Below are 13,333 nucleotides of genomic sequence, written 5' to 3'. Positions count from 1 at the left end.
GCGAAGCGATTGCTACAGCCGGTTAAAGAGAGTTTACTTTTTCGTGTTGCGGGGTGCCGCTTTCACAAAGCTTTCATCTGGCTGTCACACGAAAACGATACCGCATCGCAGGCGTCCAATGGCGTCAGTTCAACGGAGAGAACACATGTTCAAATTCACGGGGAAAGTGCTTTCCCTTTCGGCCGCGGCGCTGTTTGCGTCGACGGTGATTTCGTCCGCCGACGCGATGGACGATCTCGTCAAGGCGGCGAAAGCCGAGGGCCAGCTCACCACCATCGCGCTGCCGCACGACTGGTGCGGCTACGGCGACGTCATCGCCGGCTTCAAGGCGAAGTATCCGGAGATCACCGTCAACGAGCTCAACCCGGATGCAGGCTCCGGCGATGAGATCGAGGCGATCAAAGCGAACAAGGACAACAAGGGCCCGCAGGCACCTGACGTCATCGACGTTGGCCTGTCCTTCGGTCCGTCCGCCAAGAAGGACGGCCTGATCCAGCCTTATAAAGTCTCGACCTGGGATTCCATTCCGGACAGCGCCAAGGACGCTGACGGCTACTGGACAGGCGACTATTATGGCGTGCTCTCGTTCCAGGTGAACAAGGATCTGGTCAAGGAATCGCCGACCGACTGGGCCGACCTGCTGAAGCCTGAATTCGCCAACTCGGTTGCCCTTGCCGGCGATCCGCGCGCTTCGAACCAGGCTATCCAGGCCGTCTACGCCGCCGGCCTTGCCAGCGGCGCTGCCGCTGGCGAAGCCGCAGGCACTGCCGGGCTCGAATTTTTCAAGAAGCTCAATGCCGCCGGCAACTTCGTGCCGGTCATCGGCAAAACCGCGACGCTCGCCCAGGGCCAGACGCCGATCCTCGTGACCTGGGACTACAACGCGCTCTCCGGTCGCGACACGCTGAAGGGCAATCCCCCCGTTGACGTCATTGTGCCGAAGACCGGCGTCGTCGCCGGCGTTTACGTGCAGGCGATCAGCGCTTACGCGCCGCATCCGAATGCGGCCAAGCTTTGGCTAGAATATCTCTACTCCGACGAAGGCCAGATCGGCTGGCTGAAGGGCTATTGCCACCCGATCCGTTTCAACGATCTCGCCAAGAACGGCAAGGTTCCGGCGGATATGCTGGCGAAGATGCCTCCGGCCGAGTCCTATGCAGCCGCGGTGTTTCCGACGCTCGATGAACAGGGCATGGCAAAAGAAGCCATCACCAAGAACTGGGACGCCGTCGTCGGCGCCAATGTGAAGTAAGCATCAATATGGTCCGGGCGGCCCGATGGCCGCCCGGACTCCCTTCCCAAAACGGTAGCCGGCGCATGACCGATCTCTCGGTTTCCAATCAGGCAATTGCGGGCAAGGCCGCGCCCCCCGGCGAAGCGCGCGCAATGCGGCTGCCGACGCATTGGCTTGGCATAACGCCGTTCTTCGTCTTCGCCGTCATGTTCCTGATCCTGCCCACGCTCTACTTGATGCTGGGCGCCTTCCAGAACGAGGCGGGCGAGTTCACGTTCGCCAACATCGTCGCGCTTTTTTCGGCCAACATCGTTGCCGCCTACTGGATTTCGATAAAGGTCAGCCTGGCGTCATCGCTGATCGGCGCCTTCGCCGGTCTTGCCATCGCCATCGCCATCGTGCGCGGGGGCCTGCCCAACTGGATACGGTCGGGGACGCTGACGTTTTCCGGTGTCGCGTCCAATTTCGCCGGAGTGCCACTGGCTTTCGCCTTCATCGCGACGCTAGGCCGGCTGGGCCTAGTCACCGTGCTGCTCAACACGCTGGTCGGGTTCAACATCTATGCGCATGGCTTCAACCTGCTGTCGTTCTGGGGTCTGACGATCACCTATGTCTATTTCCAGATTCCGCTGATGGTGGTCATCATCGTGCCGGCGATCGACGGGCTAAAAAGGGAATGGGGCGAAGCCGCCGCCACGCTCGGCGCCACCCAGGCGCAATACTGGCGCTTGGTCGTCATCCCGGTGCTGTGGCCGAGCTTCCTCGGCACCGTCATCCTGCTCTTCGCCAATGCCTTCGGGGCGATCGCCACCGCCTATGCGCTGACCGGCTCGTCGCTCAACATCGTGCCGATCCTGCTCTACGCCCAGATCCGCGGCGACGTGCTGCACAATGCCCATCTCGGTTACGCGATCGCCTTCGGCATGATCGTCATCACCGGGCTTGCCAACATCTTCTACATCTGGTTCCGGACGCGCTCGGAGAGGTGGCTGAAATGAAATCCGGCAGGTTCTGGGCCTGGGTCGTCTTTGTCCTCGGCGCGGCGTATTTCTTCATCCCGCTGATCGCGACGATCGAGTTCTCGCTGCGCATGCGCCGCGGCGTCTATTCCCTGGACGCCTACAAGGTCGTGCTCGGCGACAGCCAGTTCCAGGCGACCTTCATGTTTTCGGTGGTCGTCGCCATCTTCACCATTCTCCTCGGCGTGCTGATCGTCGTGCCTACGGCCTACTGGATCCGCCTTCGCATGCCGCAGATCAGGCCGATCGTCGAGTTCATCACGCTGCTGCCGCTGGTGATCCCGGCCATCGTCATCGTCTTCGGCTATATCAGGATGTATGGGTCGAATTCGCCGCTGCCGTTCCTGGCAACCAATCCAGGCGCGAATGCTCTGCTGGTCATCGGCTATGCAACGCTTGCACTGCCATACATGTACCGCGCCGTCGACACCGGGCTTCGCACCATCGACGTGCGCACGTTGACGGAAGCGGCGCAGATCCTGGGCGCCGGCTGGGGCACGATCATCAGCCGCGTGATCCTGCCCAATGTGCTGATCGCGGTGCTTTCGGGCGCATTCCTGACCTTCGCCATCGTGATCGGCGAATTCACCATGGCCAGCCTGCTCAACCGGCCGGCATTCGGCCCGTATTTGCAGAATCTTGTGGCCAACCGCGCCTATGAGCCGGCGGCGCTGTCGATCATCGCGTTCGTCATAACGTGGGGCTGCATGTCGCTGATCCAGATATTGTCCCGTTTCGCGCCGAAATCGGCGAACCGCCCCAATTGAGCGAAGTACCGACCGAAAGAAAAAGCCATGGCCGAGCCGTTCCTCTCCATCCAGCATGTGCGAAAGTCCTTCGGCGCCACAACCGTGGTCGAGGATTTCAACCTCGATGTCGCGCCGGGCGAATTCGTCTCCTTCCTCGGTCCGTCCGGCTGCGGCAAGACGACGGTGTTGCGCATGGTGGCCGGCTTCGAGGAGCCCTCGGCCGGCAAGATCGTGGTTAGCGGCAAGGACATCACCAGGCTGAAGCCCAACCAGCGCAATATCGGCATGGTGTTCCAGGCCTATGCGCTGTTTCCCAACCTCACTGTGGCGCAGAATATCGGGTTCGGACTGAAGGTGGCGGGCATGCCCAGGGCGGCCATCGATTCCCGTGTCGCGGAGATGCTCGACATCATCAGGCTGCCGCAGATGGCCGACCGCTATCCCTACCAGCTCTCCGGCGGCCAGCAGCAGCGCATCGCGCTGGCGCGCGCCATTGCGCCGAAGCCGAAGCTTTTGCTGCTCGACGAGCCGCTGTCGGCGCTGGACGCCAAAGTGCGCATTTCGCTGCGAGAGGAAATCCGCTCGATCCAGAAGAAGCTCGGCATAACCACCATCTTCGTGACGCACGACCAGGAAGAGGCGCTGTCGATCTCCGACCGCATCGCGGTCATGTATGGCGGCAAGGCCGAGCAGGTCGGCACGCCGTTCGAGATCTACAACCGGCCGGCGACCAAATTCGTTGCCAATTTCGTCGGCACGCTCAACGTCCTGGAAGGCAAGGTCACCGATGCCGCGTCCGGCAAGGTGCAGGTCAACACGCAGGAAGTCTCGCTGAAGGGCAAGCTCAACGGGTCGAAGTCCGGCGACACGCTGTCGCTGGCGCTGCGGCCCGAAGCGATTTCGCTCGGACGCCAGCCCGGCCACGACACCAGCCTTTCGGGCGAGATCGCCGAAGTGCATTTCCTCGGCTCGGTCATCCGGGTGCGCGTCGGCATCGGCGGCAACACGGTATCGCTCGACACCTTCAACAACTCGGCGACGCCGCCGCCTGTCGTCGGCGAGAAGGCGGACATCTCTTTCTCGTCGGGCGACATGCTGGTGCTGCACTAGGGTGAACAGTGAATAGTGAATAAGTGAATGGTAGTCGGCGAAGAGAGCACGTTACGTGCTCGAATTCTCTCTGATGATGCCCGTTCACCATTCACCATTCACCATTCGTTTTTTGCAGTGCCAAAGGCCTGGTTCCATCGCTACGATGAGTCATGGCGCTTTTCGAGCTCACCCTCATTCTGCTTCTGATCGCCGTCGGGCTGACAGCGTTGTCGCGATGGCTGGGGATACCTTATCCCTCCCTGCTGGCCTTGGCCGGAGTGGGGATCGCCTTTCTGCCAGGTGCGCCGACCATCGAGATCGACCCGGAACTGGCGCTTGCCCTGTTCATCGCGCCGGTGCTTCTCGATGCCGCCTATGATACGTCGCTGCGCGACCTGAAGCGCTACCGGCTGTCGCTGGTGCTGCTGGCGTTGGGCGCGGTTGTCTTCACCACCGTGGTCGTCGCCTTCGTCGGCTGGAAGATGGCCGGTCTGCCGATCGCGGCGGCGATCGCGCTCGGCGCCATCGTCGCGCCGCCGGACGCCGTGGCGGCGAGCGCCGTGCTCGGCCAGTTCAAGGTGCCGCACCGCCTCAACGCCATCCTGCAAGGGGAGAGCCTGCTCAACGACGCCACGGCGCTTCTGATCTATCGCATCGCCGTTTCGGCCGCGGTCGGCTCGGTCATGCTGAGCGATGCGGTGCCGGTGATCCTTCTGTCGACGGTCGGCAGCGTCGCCGCCGGCTATCTGTTCGGCCGCCTCTCGCTGCTGACGCTGACGCGCATCGAGGATGCGGCAAGCAGCACCGTGGTGCAGTTTGCCGGAACCTTTGCCGTCTGGATCATTGCCGACAGGATCGGCCTTTCCGCCATCATCACCATCGTCGTCTATGCCATCACCATCGCGCGCACCGCGCCGCGCCAGATGTCGGCCAGACGCCGCGTCAGCACCTACTCGGTCTGGGAGTCGGCAGTGTTCGTGCTCAACGTGCTGGCTTTCGTGCTGATGGGCCTGCAGGCCAGGTCGATCGTCGGCAGGCTCTCCGGCGATGGGCAGGGCGATGAATTTGTCTTCGCCGCAACGGTGCTGGCCGTTGTCATCGTGGCACGCCTCGTCTGGGTGTTTGGCTACGTCGCAATCATACGGCGGTTCGCCCGCTTCGACAGCAAAGAGCAAAGGCGGGATGCGCCGACATTCGGGGGCGCCTTGCTTGTCGGCTGGTGCGGCATGCGTGGGCTGGTGAGCCTGGTGGTGGCCATTGCACTGCCGGCCAATTTCCCTGGCCGGGACCCGATCGTGCTTGCCGCCTTCGCGGTCGTGCTCGGCACGCTGGTGCTGCAAGGCATGAGCTTGAAGCCGCTGCTGCGCTGGCTCAATTTCGAAGAGGATACGACGATAGATCGCGAAGTGGCGCAGGCACGCGTTGCCATCATGGAAGCCGCGCTCGACGTCCTGAGCCGCAAGACGTCTGCCGCTGCGGACGTCGTGCGCGAGCAGTACGAGGCCCAACGAAAGATCGCCGAGAATCCTGAGGATGCGCAGGCGGCCACCGAATACGACCGACTGCGCCTCTATGCCATCAAGCGGCAGCGCGATAGGCTCGAAGAATTGCGCCGCGACGGTACGATCGGCGACGAAGCCTATCACCGTCTGGAAGAAGAAATCGACTGGTCCGAGCTGGCAGCATCGCCGGCGGGGCGGTTCCAGTCGCTCACGACCTAGACGATGCCAGGGTCGGCGGTCATGACTGGACCATTCCGCACGTCGATGGCGTCCATTGCAACGCCGTGGCCGAGGCGCTAGTGCCGTGGCCGGATATTCAGCCGGTTAATCGATGAAGCTGGTCAGCTACAACATCCAGTACGGCTATGGCAGCGACGGCCGCTACGATCTGGCGCGTGCCGCGCGCCTGGTCGAAGGCGCCGACATTGTCGCCCTGCAGGAAGTGGAGCGGCACTGGCAGCGCAGCAACGGCGACGACCAGCCGGAAATCCTATCCAAGCTGCTGCCCGACTATCACTGGGTGTACGGTCCGGCCTTCGACATGGACGCCAGCGAAAAGCGTGATGGGCGCATCGTCAACCGCCGCAGGCAGTTCGGCACGATGCTTCTGTCGAAGCTGCCGATCGTCTGGTCGCGGCTGCATGCGCTGCCGCTGCGCCGCACGCTCAAGCCCCTCAACACGCGCACCGCCGCGCTGGAGTGCATGATCCGGACGCCGGCGGGATCCGTGCGGGTCTTCTCGCTGCATCTTGCCCATATCGCGGCCGAAGAGCGGCTGGAGCAGATCGACTATCTGCTCGCCGAACAGCGCCGCGCGCCGTCCGATGGCGGTCCCTGGAGCGGCGCCGATGACGAGCCGCAGCGCAACTGGGCGAATGGCGAGCCGGAGCCGGAAAACCCGCTGGCGGCGATCTGGCTCGGCGATTTCAACATGGAGCCGGGAAGTGCGGAATACCGGCGCATCGTCGGCAGCACGCCCTATCATCGCGGCGCCGTCTATATCGACGGGTTCGTCGATGCCGCAGCCGTCGCCGCCAAGCCGGTGACGGACTTCCACACGCATGAAAAGAACATCGAGGGCAAGCTGGCGAAACGCCGGCTCGATCATTGCTTCGTTGGCGGCATGCTGGCCGGGCGGGTGCGTTCCGTGAGCGCCGATATCGGCGAAGTGGCCTCCGACCATTTCCCGCTCAGGGTCGATATCGATCTGGAAACGCCAGGCATCGCCGCTGGGCTTGCAGGCGGGTGAGGCGGGCATGACGCTTTTCGTCTTCCTCGCGGTGCTGTCGGCGGCCGCCATGCACGCGATCTGGAACGCGCTGGTCAAGGTGCACCTCGACCGCTTCCTGTCGATCACCTTGATGACGCTCGGCATGGGGGCTGCGGCGCTGCTGGCGCTGCCTTTCGTTGAAGTGCCGAAAGCCGAGGTCTGGCCATTCATCCTCGCCTCGGTCTTCTTCCATATGGGCTACCGGACGTTTCTGATCGGCGCTTACAAGGCCGGCGATTTCGCTCAGACCTATCCGCTGGCGCGCGGTACCGCGCCGCTGCTCTCCGCGCTCGGCGGCATCGTTCTGCTCGGAGAGATACCGGCGCCACTCTCCATCTTCGGCATCGTGCTTCTGTCGGCAGGCACGCTGGTCATGTCGTTTCGCGGCGGCGTGCATCTTGAACGGTTCAATCTGCGCGCCGTCAGCTTCGCGCTCGGCACATCGATCTTCATTGCCAGCTACACGCTGTCGGACGGCAGCGGCGCGCGGCTGGCGGCAACCGCGCAAAGCTATGCGGCCTGGCTGTTCGTCTGCGATGCGCTCTGGGCGCTGGTGCTGTGCATCGCCTTTCGCGGGCCACAGTCGCTGCCCCTGCTGGCGCGGGACTGGAAGGCAGGCCTCTTCACCGGCGTGCTGAGCGGCGCCGCCTACTGGATCGTGATGTGGGCGATGACCAAGGCGCCGATCGCCTCGGTGGCGTCGCTGCGCGAGACCTCGATCCTGTTCGCCATGCTGATCTCGGTGCTGGCGCTGGGCGAGAAGATGACGGCATGGCGCGCCGCCGCGGCGCTGGGCATCGTCGCGGGCGTGGTGGCGCTCAGACTGGGCTGACTTCCCGGTCGATCACGGTCATGACCTCGCCACGCTTCTCGGGGCTGAAGCGGATCACGACGATGATGCAGACGGCGACCACGCCGGCAAACAATGCCAGCGCATAGCCATAGCTGCCTCCCGGCGCTTCGGCGATGCCGGCCTGATACGGGCCGCCATAGGAGGCCGCCAGATTGCCGGCCTGGTAGATGAAGCCAGGCAAGGTCGCCCGCACGGAGCCCGGCGATAGCTCGTTGAGATGCACCGGAATGACGCCCCAGGCGCCTTGCACCGCCACCTGCATGATGAAGGCGCCGAGCGCCAGCATGAAGGGCGTCGTCGTATAGGCCCAGAGCGGAATAGCCGGCAGGGCAATGACGCAGGCGAGCGTGATGGCGTTTATGCGCCCGATCTTCTCCGACAGCGCGCCGAACGCCAGACCGCCGACAATGGCGCCGATATTGGCGACGATGGTGATCCAGCTCACCGTGTGCGGATCGAAGCCGTGCTGCTTCTTCAGGAAGGTCGGGTAGAGGTCCTGCGTGCCATGGCTGAAGAAGTTGAAGAACATCATCAGCACCACGGCATAGAGCGCGATGCCCCAGTGCTTCTGCAGCGTTACGAGGAGGCCTGGCCGCGCCTGCGCCCGGCCTGAGACGAAGGCGGGCGATTCCGGCACGTGCGAGCGGATGAAGAGCACGATCAGCGCCGGCACGAAGCTCAGCAGGAACATGGCGCGCCAGCCGAAGGTGAAATCGCCGATCTTCTGGCCGTAGAGCAGCCCATAGACAACTGCCGCCAGCAGATATCCCGCCGGATAGCCGCATTGCAGGATGCCCGAAACCATGCCGCGGGCGCTGGGCGGAATGGATTCCATGGCGAGCGAGCTGCCAAGGCCCCATTCGCCGCCCATCGCGATGCCGAACAGCGCCCGAAGCGCCAGGAATATGCCGAGATTCGGCGAGAAAGCGGCCAGCGCCCCGATCACCGAGTAGCTGACGATGTTGAGCATCAGCAGCGGTTTGCGCCCATATTTGTCGGCCAGCATGCCGAACAAGAACGCGCCGATGAATCGCGTGGCCAAGGTCAGGAACAGCGCCTTGGAGACCGCCGGGACATCGGTGTGGAATTCAGCGGCGATATCGGTGAGCAGGAATGTCAGAAGGAAGAAATCAAAAGCGTCGAGCGTCCAGCCCAAGAAAGATGCGACGACGGTTTTCTTCTGCTCCGAGGTGAGACTCAAATCGCTGCTCCTTTGCATCCGCGAAAGGAACGATATGTTCCATGCGGTGCAAAAGAGAACGGGTCATTTGCCGGTTTCCGATCAACCGACGGTCACATTTCCGTAAACTCCAAGTCGAGGACCATCAGCCCGTCGGTGCCCCCTTCGAGCGCGGCGACCAGGCGAGCGCCGGCGCGCTGATGCGCCTCGTGCGCCAGATAGGCGTCGCGGGCGGCAGCATCGCGGAAATCGATGGTAAAGCCATGGCCGAAACCGCGCGCGAACGGCTCCGGGCTGACATTGGCGCTGAAATGAACCTTGCCCATGCCGTCGATGGCCGGGCGCAGCGCTTCGAGATCGGCGTGAATCGCGGCGCGCTCGGCGGCGGAGGTGCCGTCGCCGAAGCGGACAAAGACGCAGTGGCGGATCATTGTTCTCCCCTCAAGCCGCCTTATTGCCCTTGAACACGGCCGGCGGCAGCGGCTCGCGTCCGAGGATCAGATCGGCGCCCTTCTCGCCGACCATGATGGTCGGCGCATTGGTGTTGGAGGAGGGGACACGCGGCATCACCGACGCGTCGCAGACCCGCAGGCCGTCGATGCCGCGCAGCCTGAGATCGGGCGTCACCACAGCCATCGCATCATGTCCCATGCGGCAGGTGCCGACGGGATGGTGATCGGTCTTGGACGCGCGGCAGGCATAGTCGAAGAGGTCGGCGTCGCTTTGCAGCGCAGGGCCGGGCAGCACCTCGCGCAGCACAAAAGGCTGCAGCGCCTTCTGCCGCATGATCTCCCGCGCCAGCCGCAGTCCCTTGATCGACATGTCGCGATCGTAGGAATCGGACCAGTAGTTCGGGTCGATCAGCGGATGATCGACGGGGTCGGCGCTCTTCAATCGCACCGTACCGCGCGAGCGCGGGCGCAGGAAGGCGGAGTTCAGCGTCACGCCGGGATTGTTCAGCTTCTCGACCCCGGCCTCGATGCCGGAGCCGAGACCGAGATGGAACTGGATGTCGGGCGAGGCGGCGGTCGGATCGGCGTACCAGAAGCCGCCGGTCTCGAACAGGCTGGAGGCGACGGGGCCCTTCTTCAAAAGCACGTATTGCAGGCCGGCCCACATCGTGCGGTGCAGCTTGGCATAGTTGTCATAGGTGTGGTCGCCGGTGCATTCGGCGATCACGAACAGGTCGAGATGGTCCTGCATGTTGGAGCCGACGCCGGGCAGGTCATGGACCGGCGTGACGCCGACCGACTTCAGATGATCGGCCGGGCCAATGCCGGATTGCATCAAGAGCTTTGGCGAGCCGATGGCGCCGGAGGAGATGATCACCTCGCGTTCCGCGCGCAGGATCGTCTTCTCTCCGCTCGGCCTGTCGACGATCTCGACGCCGATGGCGCGGCCTTTCTCGACGACGACGCGGGTGACGAGTACATCGGTCCTGACCGTCAGGTTCTTGCGGGCGCGGATAGGCTTCAGATAGGCGACCGAGGCGGAGGAGCGCCGCGCGTCCTTCTGGGTGAGCTGGTAATAGCCGACGCCTTCCTGGCTGGCGCCGTTGAAATCCGGATTGAAGGGGATTCCCATCTCCTGGCCGGCGCGGAAATAGGCCTCGCAGATCGGCAGCGGCGAGATCGGGTTGGAAACGCCGAGCGGCCCCTGGTCGCCGTGATAATCGTTGGCGAAGCGCTGGTTGTTCTCGGCGCGCTTGAAATAGGGCAGCACATCGCGATAGCCCCAGCCGGCCAAGCCCTCTTCCTTCTCCCAGGCGTCATAGTCGCGGGCGTTGCCGCGCGTGTAGATCTGGGCGTTGATCGACGAGCCGCCGCCGACAACCTTGGCTTGGGTGTACCAGAAGACGCGGTCCTTCATGTGCTTCTGCGGCACCGTCGACCAGCCCCAGGAAGCGATGCCCTTGGTCATCTTGGCGAAGCCTGCCGGCATGTGGATCAGCGGGTGCCAATCCTTGCCGCCCGCTTCGAGCAGCAGGACTGAATTGGTCGGCTCCTCGCTCAGTCGGTTGGCCAGCACGCAACCGGCCGGTCCGGCGCCAACGATGATGTAGTCAGCCATGGTTCCACTCACTCACAGACGAGGCACGGAGAGCGCGCCGTCGACATCGATGACCGATCCGGTTGCAAAGCCGAATTTTCCGCTGGCAAGTGCGGCCACCACAGCGCCGATATCGGCGCCCTCGCCCCAGCGTTTGGCCGGCACCAACCCGCCGTCTATCAACGCGTCATATTTGGCGGATACGCCTGCCGTCATGTCGGTGCGAATGATGCCCGGCCGCACCTCGAACACGCCGATGTTTTCCGCGGCGAGCCGCAGCGCCAGGTTCTTCACCCACATCGAAAGCCCTGCCTTTGAGATGCAGTAGTCGGCGCGCTCCGGCGAGGCCATTGTCGCGCTGACCGAGGTGATGGTGACGATCGACCTCGCAAAGCTGGCGGGTGTCGCCAGCATCGCCTTGGCGACGGCCTGGCTGAGGAACACCGTGCCGCGCAGATTGATATTTAGCGCGTGGTCGAAATTATCAGGCTTCAATTCCAGAAGGTCGCCGCGCACGACGGCGCCTATGCCGGCGTTGTTGACGAGGCAATCGATGCTGCCGAAGGCGTCCACCGCCGTCGCGACCAGTTTTGGATGGCCGGCGAGATCAGCGATGTCACAGCTGGCATAGGCAAACTTCGCGCCGCGCGCGGCGATGCTTTCGGCAAGTCCATCGGCCGGCTTGTCCGCAAGGTCGGCAACAAGAATATCGAAGCCGGCATCGGCCAGCGCCTCGGTGCAGGCAAGGCCGATGCCGCGCGCGCCGCCGGTGACGATGGCTGCCCGGCGGGTCATGCCGCGAACTCCGTCTTGCGGATATGGTCTGCCACGCGCAGCGCCTGGGCGGCGATCGACAGCGCCGGATTGACCGCCGCCGAGGTCGGCAGGAAGCCGGCGTCCACGACGAACAGGTTCTTATGGTCGTAAGCACGACAGAACGTATCGAGTGGCGCCGTCGCCGGGTCGTTGCCCATGCGCACCGTGCCGCACTGGTGCGAGGGCGTGCGCTTGTCGAAGGGGCGCGACAGCACGATCGGGTAACCGCAGGCGCGGAAGTTTTCGCGCATCACCTTGGTCAGGCCTTCCAGCGACTGCATGTTGGAGCGCCGCCACTGCATGACGATCTCCTTGCCGTCGACCAGGATGCGGCTTTCAGGATCGGGCAGGTCCTCGCACATCAGGTACCAGTCGACGGCGTGGCCGGCCATGAAATCGAGCGCGAATCTCGGCGCCAGCTTCACATTGGCCCGCAGCATGTTGCCGTCGATCTTGCCGAGCAGTTGCACGTTGCCGAGTGGTTTACCGCCCTTGCCGTCCGACAGATAATAGTCGTTGAGCATCAGCGTCTTCTGGTAGACGGCGTCGTTGCGGCGGCGCGGGTCGATCGCCAGCATCGCGCTCGAATTGTGGTTCATGAAATTGCGGCCGACCTGGTCGGAACTGTTGGCGAGGCCTTTGCCGTTTGTCGAGGGCGAGCGCAGCAGGATGACGGCGGAGTTGATCGCGCCGGCCGAAAGGATGACCAGCTTCGGCGAGAGCGTCCTTTGCGAGCCGTTCTGCGTGTAATGAATGGCGGCAATCGATTTGCCGTCCGGCGAGGCCTCGAGCCAGTCGACATGGGCGCCGGTTTCGAGCTTGATGTTATTGTCATTGAGCGCAGCCGCCAGAGGCCCGGTCTGGGCGTCGACCTTGCCTTGGCCGGTGTTCGGAAAAGCATCCCAGCCGGTCTTGCCCTCCTTCAGCCAGGCTTCGATGTCGACGCCGAGCGGCAGCGAGGCAGGATGCAGGCCGAGGCCTTTGAGTTCGGCGCGCGCACGCGCGATCGAAGGTTCGTCGGGCACCGGCTTGAAGGCATAGGGAACCGAATGGAACGGCTCGGTCGGATCCTCGCCGAGCGCGCCGCGCACCCGGAAAAGCTGCTCGGCCTTCGAATACCAGGGTTCGAACTCGTCATAGGAAAACGGCCAGGCCGGCGAGACACCGCCGAAATGCTCCAGCTCGGAGAAATCCTCCTTGCGGTAGCGGATCAGCACCGCGCCGAAAAATTTCGAGTTGCCGCCGACATAATAGTAATTGCCGGGGTTGAACGCGGCGCCGCCGGCCTCGCGCCACATCTCCTTCGGCCGGTAATGCCCGTCGACGAAGATCGAGCGCGTCGAGCGCGCATGCGGCGTCGCGGGCAGCGGTTCACCGCGTTCCAGGATCAGGATCGAGGCGCCGCTGCCGGCCAAGCCGGAGGCGATCGTGGCGCCGCCGATGCCGGAGCCGATGATGACGATATCCGGATTTGTCATGGTCTAAAGCGCGTCGTGTTTGAACTGACCGGGACCACGCGCTTTAGATCTTTGTCTTGACGCATGTCGCTGCCCCAAAACCGGATCCACT

General features: G+C 63.7%; 12 protein-coding genes. 7 read left to right on the top strand and 5 right to left on the bottom strand.

Features of this window, described 5'->3' with window-relative positions:
- Nucleotides 1–145 precede the first annotated feature (145 nt).
- The 7 genes from CK218_RS02330 to CK218_RS02300 all read left to right on the top strand — a co-directional run bounded on the left by CK218_RS02330 (nt 146) and on the right by CK218_RS02300 (nt 7,698).
- Nucleotides 146–1,252 (top strand): ABC transporter substrate-binding protein, encoded by a 1,107-nt coding sequence (locus CK218_RS02330; protein WP_095778819.1) that lies wholly within the window; start codon nt 146–148, stop codon nt 1,250–1,252.
- Between the two features lie 134 nt (nt 1,253–1,386).
- Nucleotides 1,387–2,232, top strand: coding sequence for an ABC transporter permease subunit (locus CK218_RS02325; protein ID WP_179294421.1), 846 nt, complete (start codon nt 1,387–1,389; stop codon nt 2,230–2,232).
- Entirely contained in the window at nt 2,229–3,020 is a 792-nt protein-coding gene (locus CK218_RS02320) for an ABC transporter permease (protein ID WP_067002564.1), read from the top strand. Before CK218_RS02325 ends, CK218_RS02320 begins: the two co-directional genes overlap by 4 nt.
- A gap of 27 nt (nt 3,021–3,047) precedes the next feature.
- Nucleotides 3,048–4,112, top strand: a complete 1,065-nt coding sequence (locus CK218_RS02315) for an ABC transporter ATP-binding protein (protein WP_095778821.1) — start codon at nt 3,048–3,050, stop codon at nt 4,110–4,112.
- Nucleotides 4,113–4,264: 152 nt separating this feature from the next.
- Nucleotides 4,265–5,815, top strand: coding sequence for a sodium:proton antiporter (locus CK218_RS02310; RefSeq protein WP_067002561.1), 1,551 nt, complete (start codon nt 4,265–4,267; stop codon nt 5,813–5,815).
- Nucleotides 5,816–5,927: 112 nt separating this feature from the next.
- The gene (locus CK218_RS02305; RefSeq protein WP_095826728.1) at nt 5,928–6,845 is read left to right on the top strand and encodes an endonuclease/exonuclease/phosphatase family protein; all 918 of its coding nucleotides are present in this window, start codon (nt 5,928–5,930) and stop codon (nt 6,843–6,845) included.
- Nucleotides 6,846–6,852: 7 nt separating this feature from the next.
- Nucleotides 6,853–7,698: an EamA family transporter gene (locus CK218_RS02300; protein WP_067002559.1), complete on the top strand. Its 846-nt coding sequence runs from the start codon at nt 6,853–6,855 to the stop codon at nt 7,696–7,698.
- Here CK218_RS02300 and CK218_RS02295 read toward each other — a convergent pair.
- The 5 genes from CK218_RS02295 to CK218_RS02275 form a co-directional block, all read right to left on the bottom strand.
- Complete coding sequence (locus CK218_RS02295) at nt 7,685–8,920, bottom strand: MFS transporter (protein ID WP_067002765.1); 1,236 nt, start codon at nt 8,918–8,920, stop codon at nt 7,685–7,687. The two genes, CK218_RS02300 and CK218_RS02295, sit on opposite strands and share 14 nt — an antisense overlap.
- A 92-nt stretch (nt 8,921–9,012) precedes the next feature.
- On the bottom strand, nt 9,013–9,330 hold the full coding sequence (locus tag CK218_RS02290) for a Dabb family protein (protein WP_067002558.1): 318 nt from the start codon (nt 9,328–9,330) through the stop codon (nt 9,013–9,015).
- A 10-nt stretch (nt 9,331–9,340) separates the two neighbouring features.
- Nucleotides 9,341–10,969 (bottom strand): GMC family oxidoreductase N-terminal domain-containing protein, encoded by a 1,629-nt coding sequence (locus CK218_RS02285; RefSeq protein ID WP_067002557.1) that lies wholly within the window; start codon nt 10,967–10,969, stop codon nt 9,341–9,343.
- Between the two features lie 12 nt (nt 10,970–10,981).
- Nucleotides 10,982–11,743: a 3-ketoacyl-ACP reductase gene (locus CK218_RS02280; RefSeq protein WP_067002555.1), complete on the bottom strand. Its 762-nt coding sequence runs from the start codon at nt 11,741–11,743 to the stop codon at nt 10,982–10,984.
- Entirely contained in the window at nt 11,740–13,242 is a 1,503-nt protein-coding gene (locus CK218_RS02275; protein WP_095781107.1) for a GMC family oxidoreductase, read from the bottom strand. Before CK218_RS02275 ends, CK218_RS02280 begins: the two co-directional genes overlap by 4 nt.
- Nucleotides 13,243–13,333: the final 91 nt, after the last annotated feature.

It is taken from the genome of Mesorhizobium sp. WSM3879 (genome assembly GCF_002294915.1).
GTDB lineage: Bacteria > Pseudomonadota > Alphaproteobacteria > Rhizobiales > Rhizobiaceae > Mesorhizobium.
The sequence above is the reverse complement of the archived record's forward strand: the minus strand, read 5'-3'. Positions and strand labels throughout refer to the sequence as shown.

Excerpts from the sequence above, each read along its gene's own strand:
- CK218_RS02315 (WP_095778821.1), top strand. The coding sequence starts at position 3,048 with ATGGCCGAGCCGTTCCTCTCCATCCAGCATGTGCGAAAGTCCTTCGGC.
- CK218_RS02280 (WP_067002555.1), bottom strand. The coding sequence starts at position 11,743 with ATGACCCGCCGGGCAGCCATCGTCACCGGCGGCGCGCGCGGCATCGGC.
- CK218_RS02275 (WP_095781107.1), bottom strand. The coding sequence starts at position 13,242 with ATGACAAATCCGGATATCGTCATCATCGGCTCCGGCATCGGCGGCGCC.
- CK218_RS02290 (WP_067002558.1), bottom strand. The coding sequence starts at position 9,330 with ATGATCCGCCACTGCGTCTTTGTCCGCTTCGGCGACGGCACCTCCGCC.
- CK218_RS02305 (WP_095826728.1), top strand. The coding sequence starts at position 5,928 with ATGAAGCTGGTCAGCTACAACATCCAGTACGGCTATGGCAGCGACGGC.
- CK218_RS02285 (WP_067002557.1), bottom strand. The coding sequence starts at position 10,969 with ATGGCTGACTACATCATCGTTGGCGCCGGACCGGCCGGTTGCGTGCTG.
- CK218_RS02310 (WP_067002561.1), top strand. The coding sequence starts at position 4,265 with ATGGCGCTTTTCGAGCTCACCCTCATTCTGCTTCTGATCGCCGTCGGG.
- CK218_RS02330 (WP_095778819.1), top strand. The coding sequence starts at position 146 with ATGTTCAAATTCACGGGGAAAGTGCTTTCCCTTTCGGCCGCGGCGCTG.
- CK218_RS02300 (WP_067002559.1), top strand. The coding sequence starts at position 6,853 with ATGACGCTTTTCGTCTTCCTCGCGGTGCTGTCGGCGGCCGCCATGCAC.
- CK218_RS02320 (WP_067002564.1), top strand. The coding sequence starts at position 2,229 with ATGAAATCCGGCAGGTTCTGGGCCTGGGTCGTCTTTGTCCTCGGCGCG.
- CK218_RS02325 (WP_179294421.1), top strand. The coding sequence starts at position 1,387 with ATGCGGCTGCCGACGCATTGGCTTGGCATAACGCCGTTCTTCGTCTTC.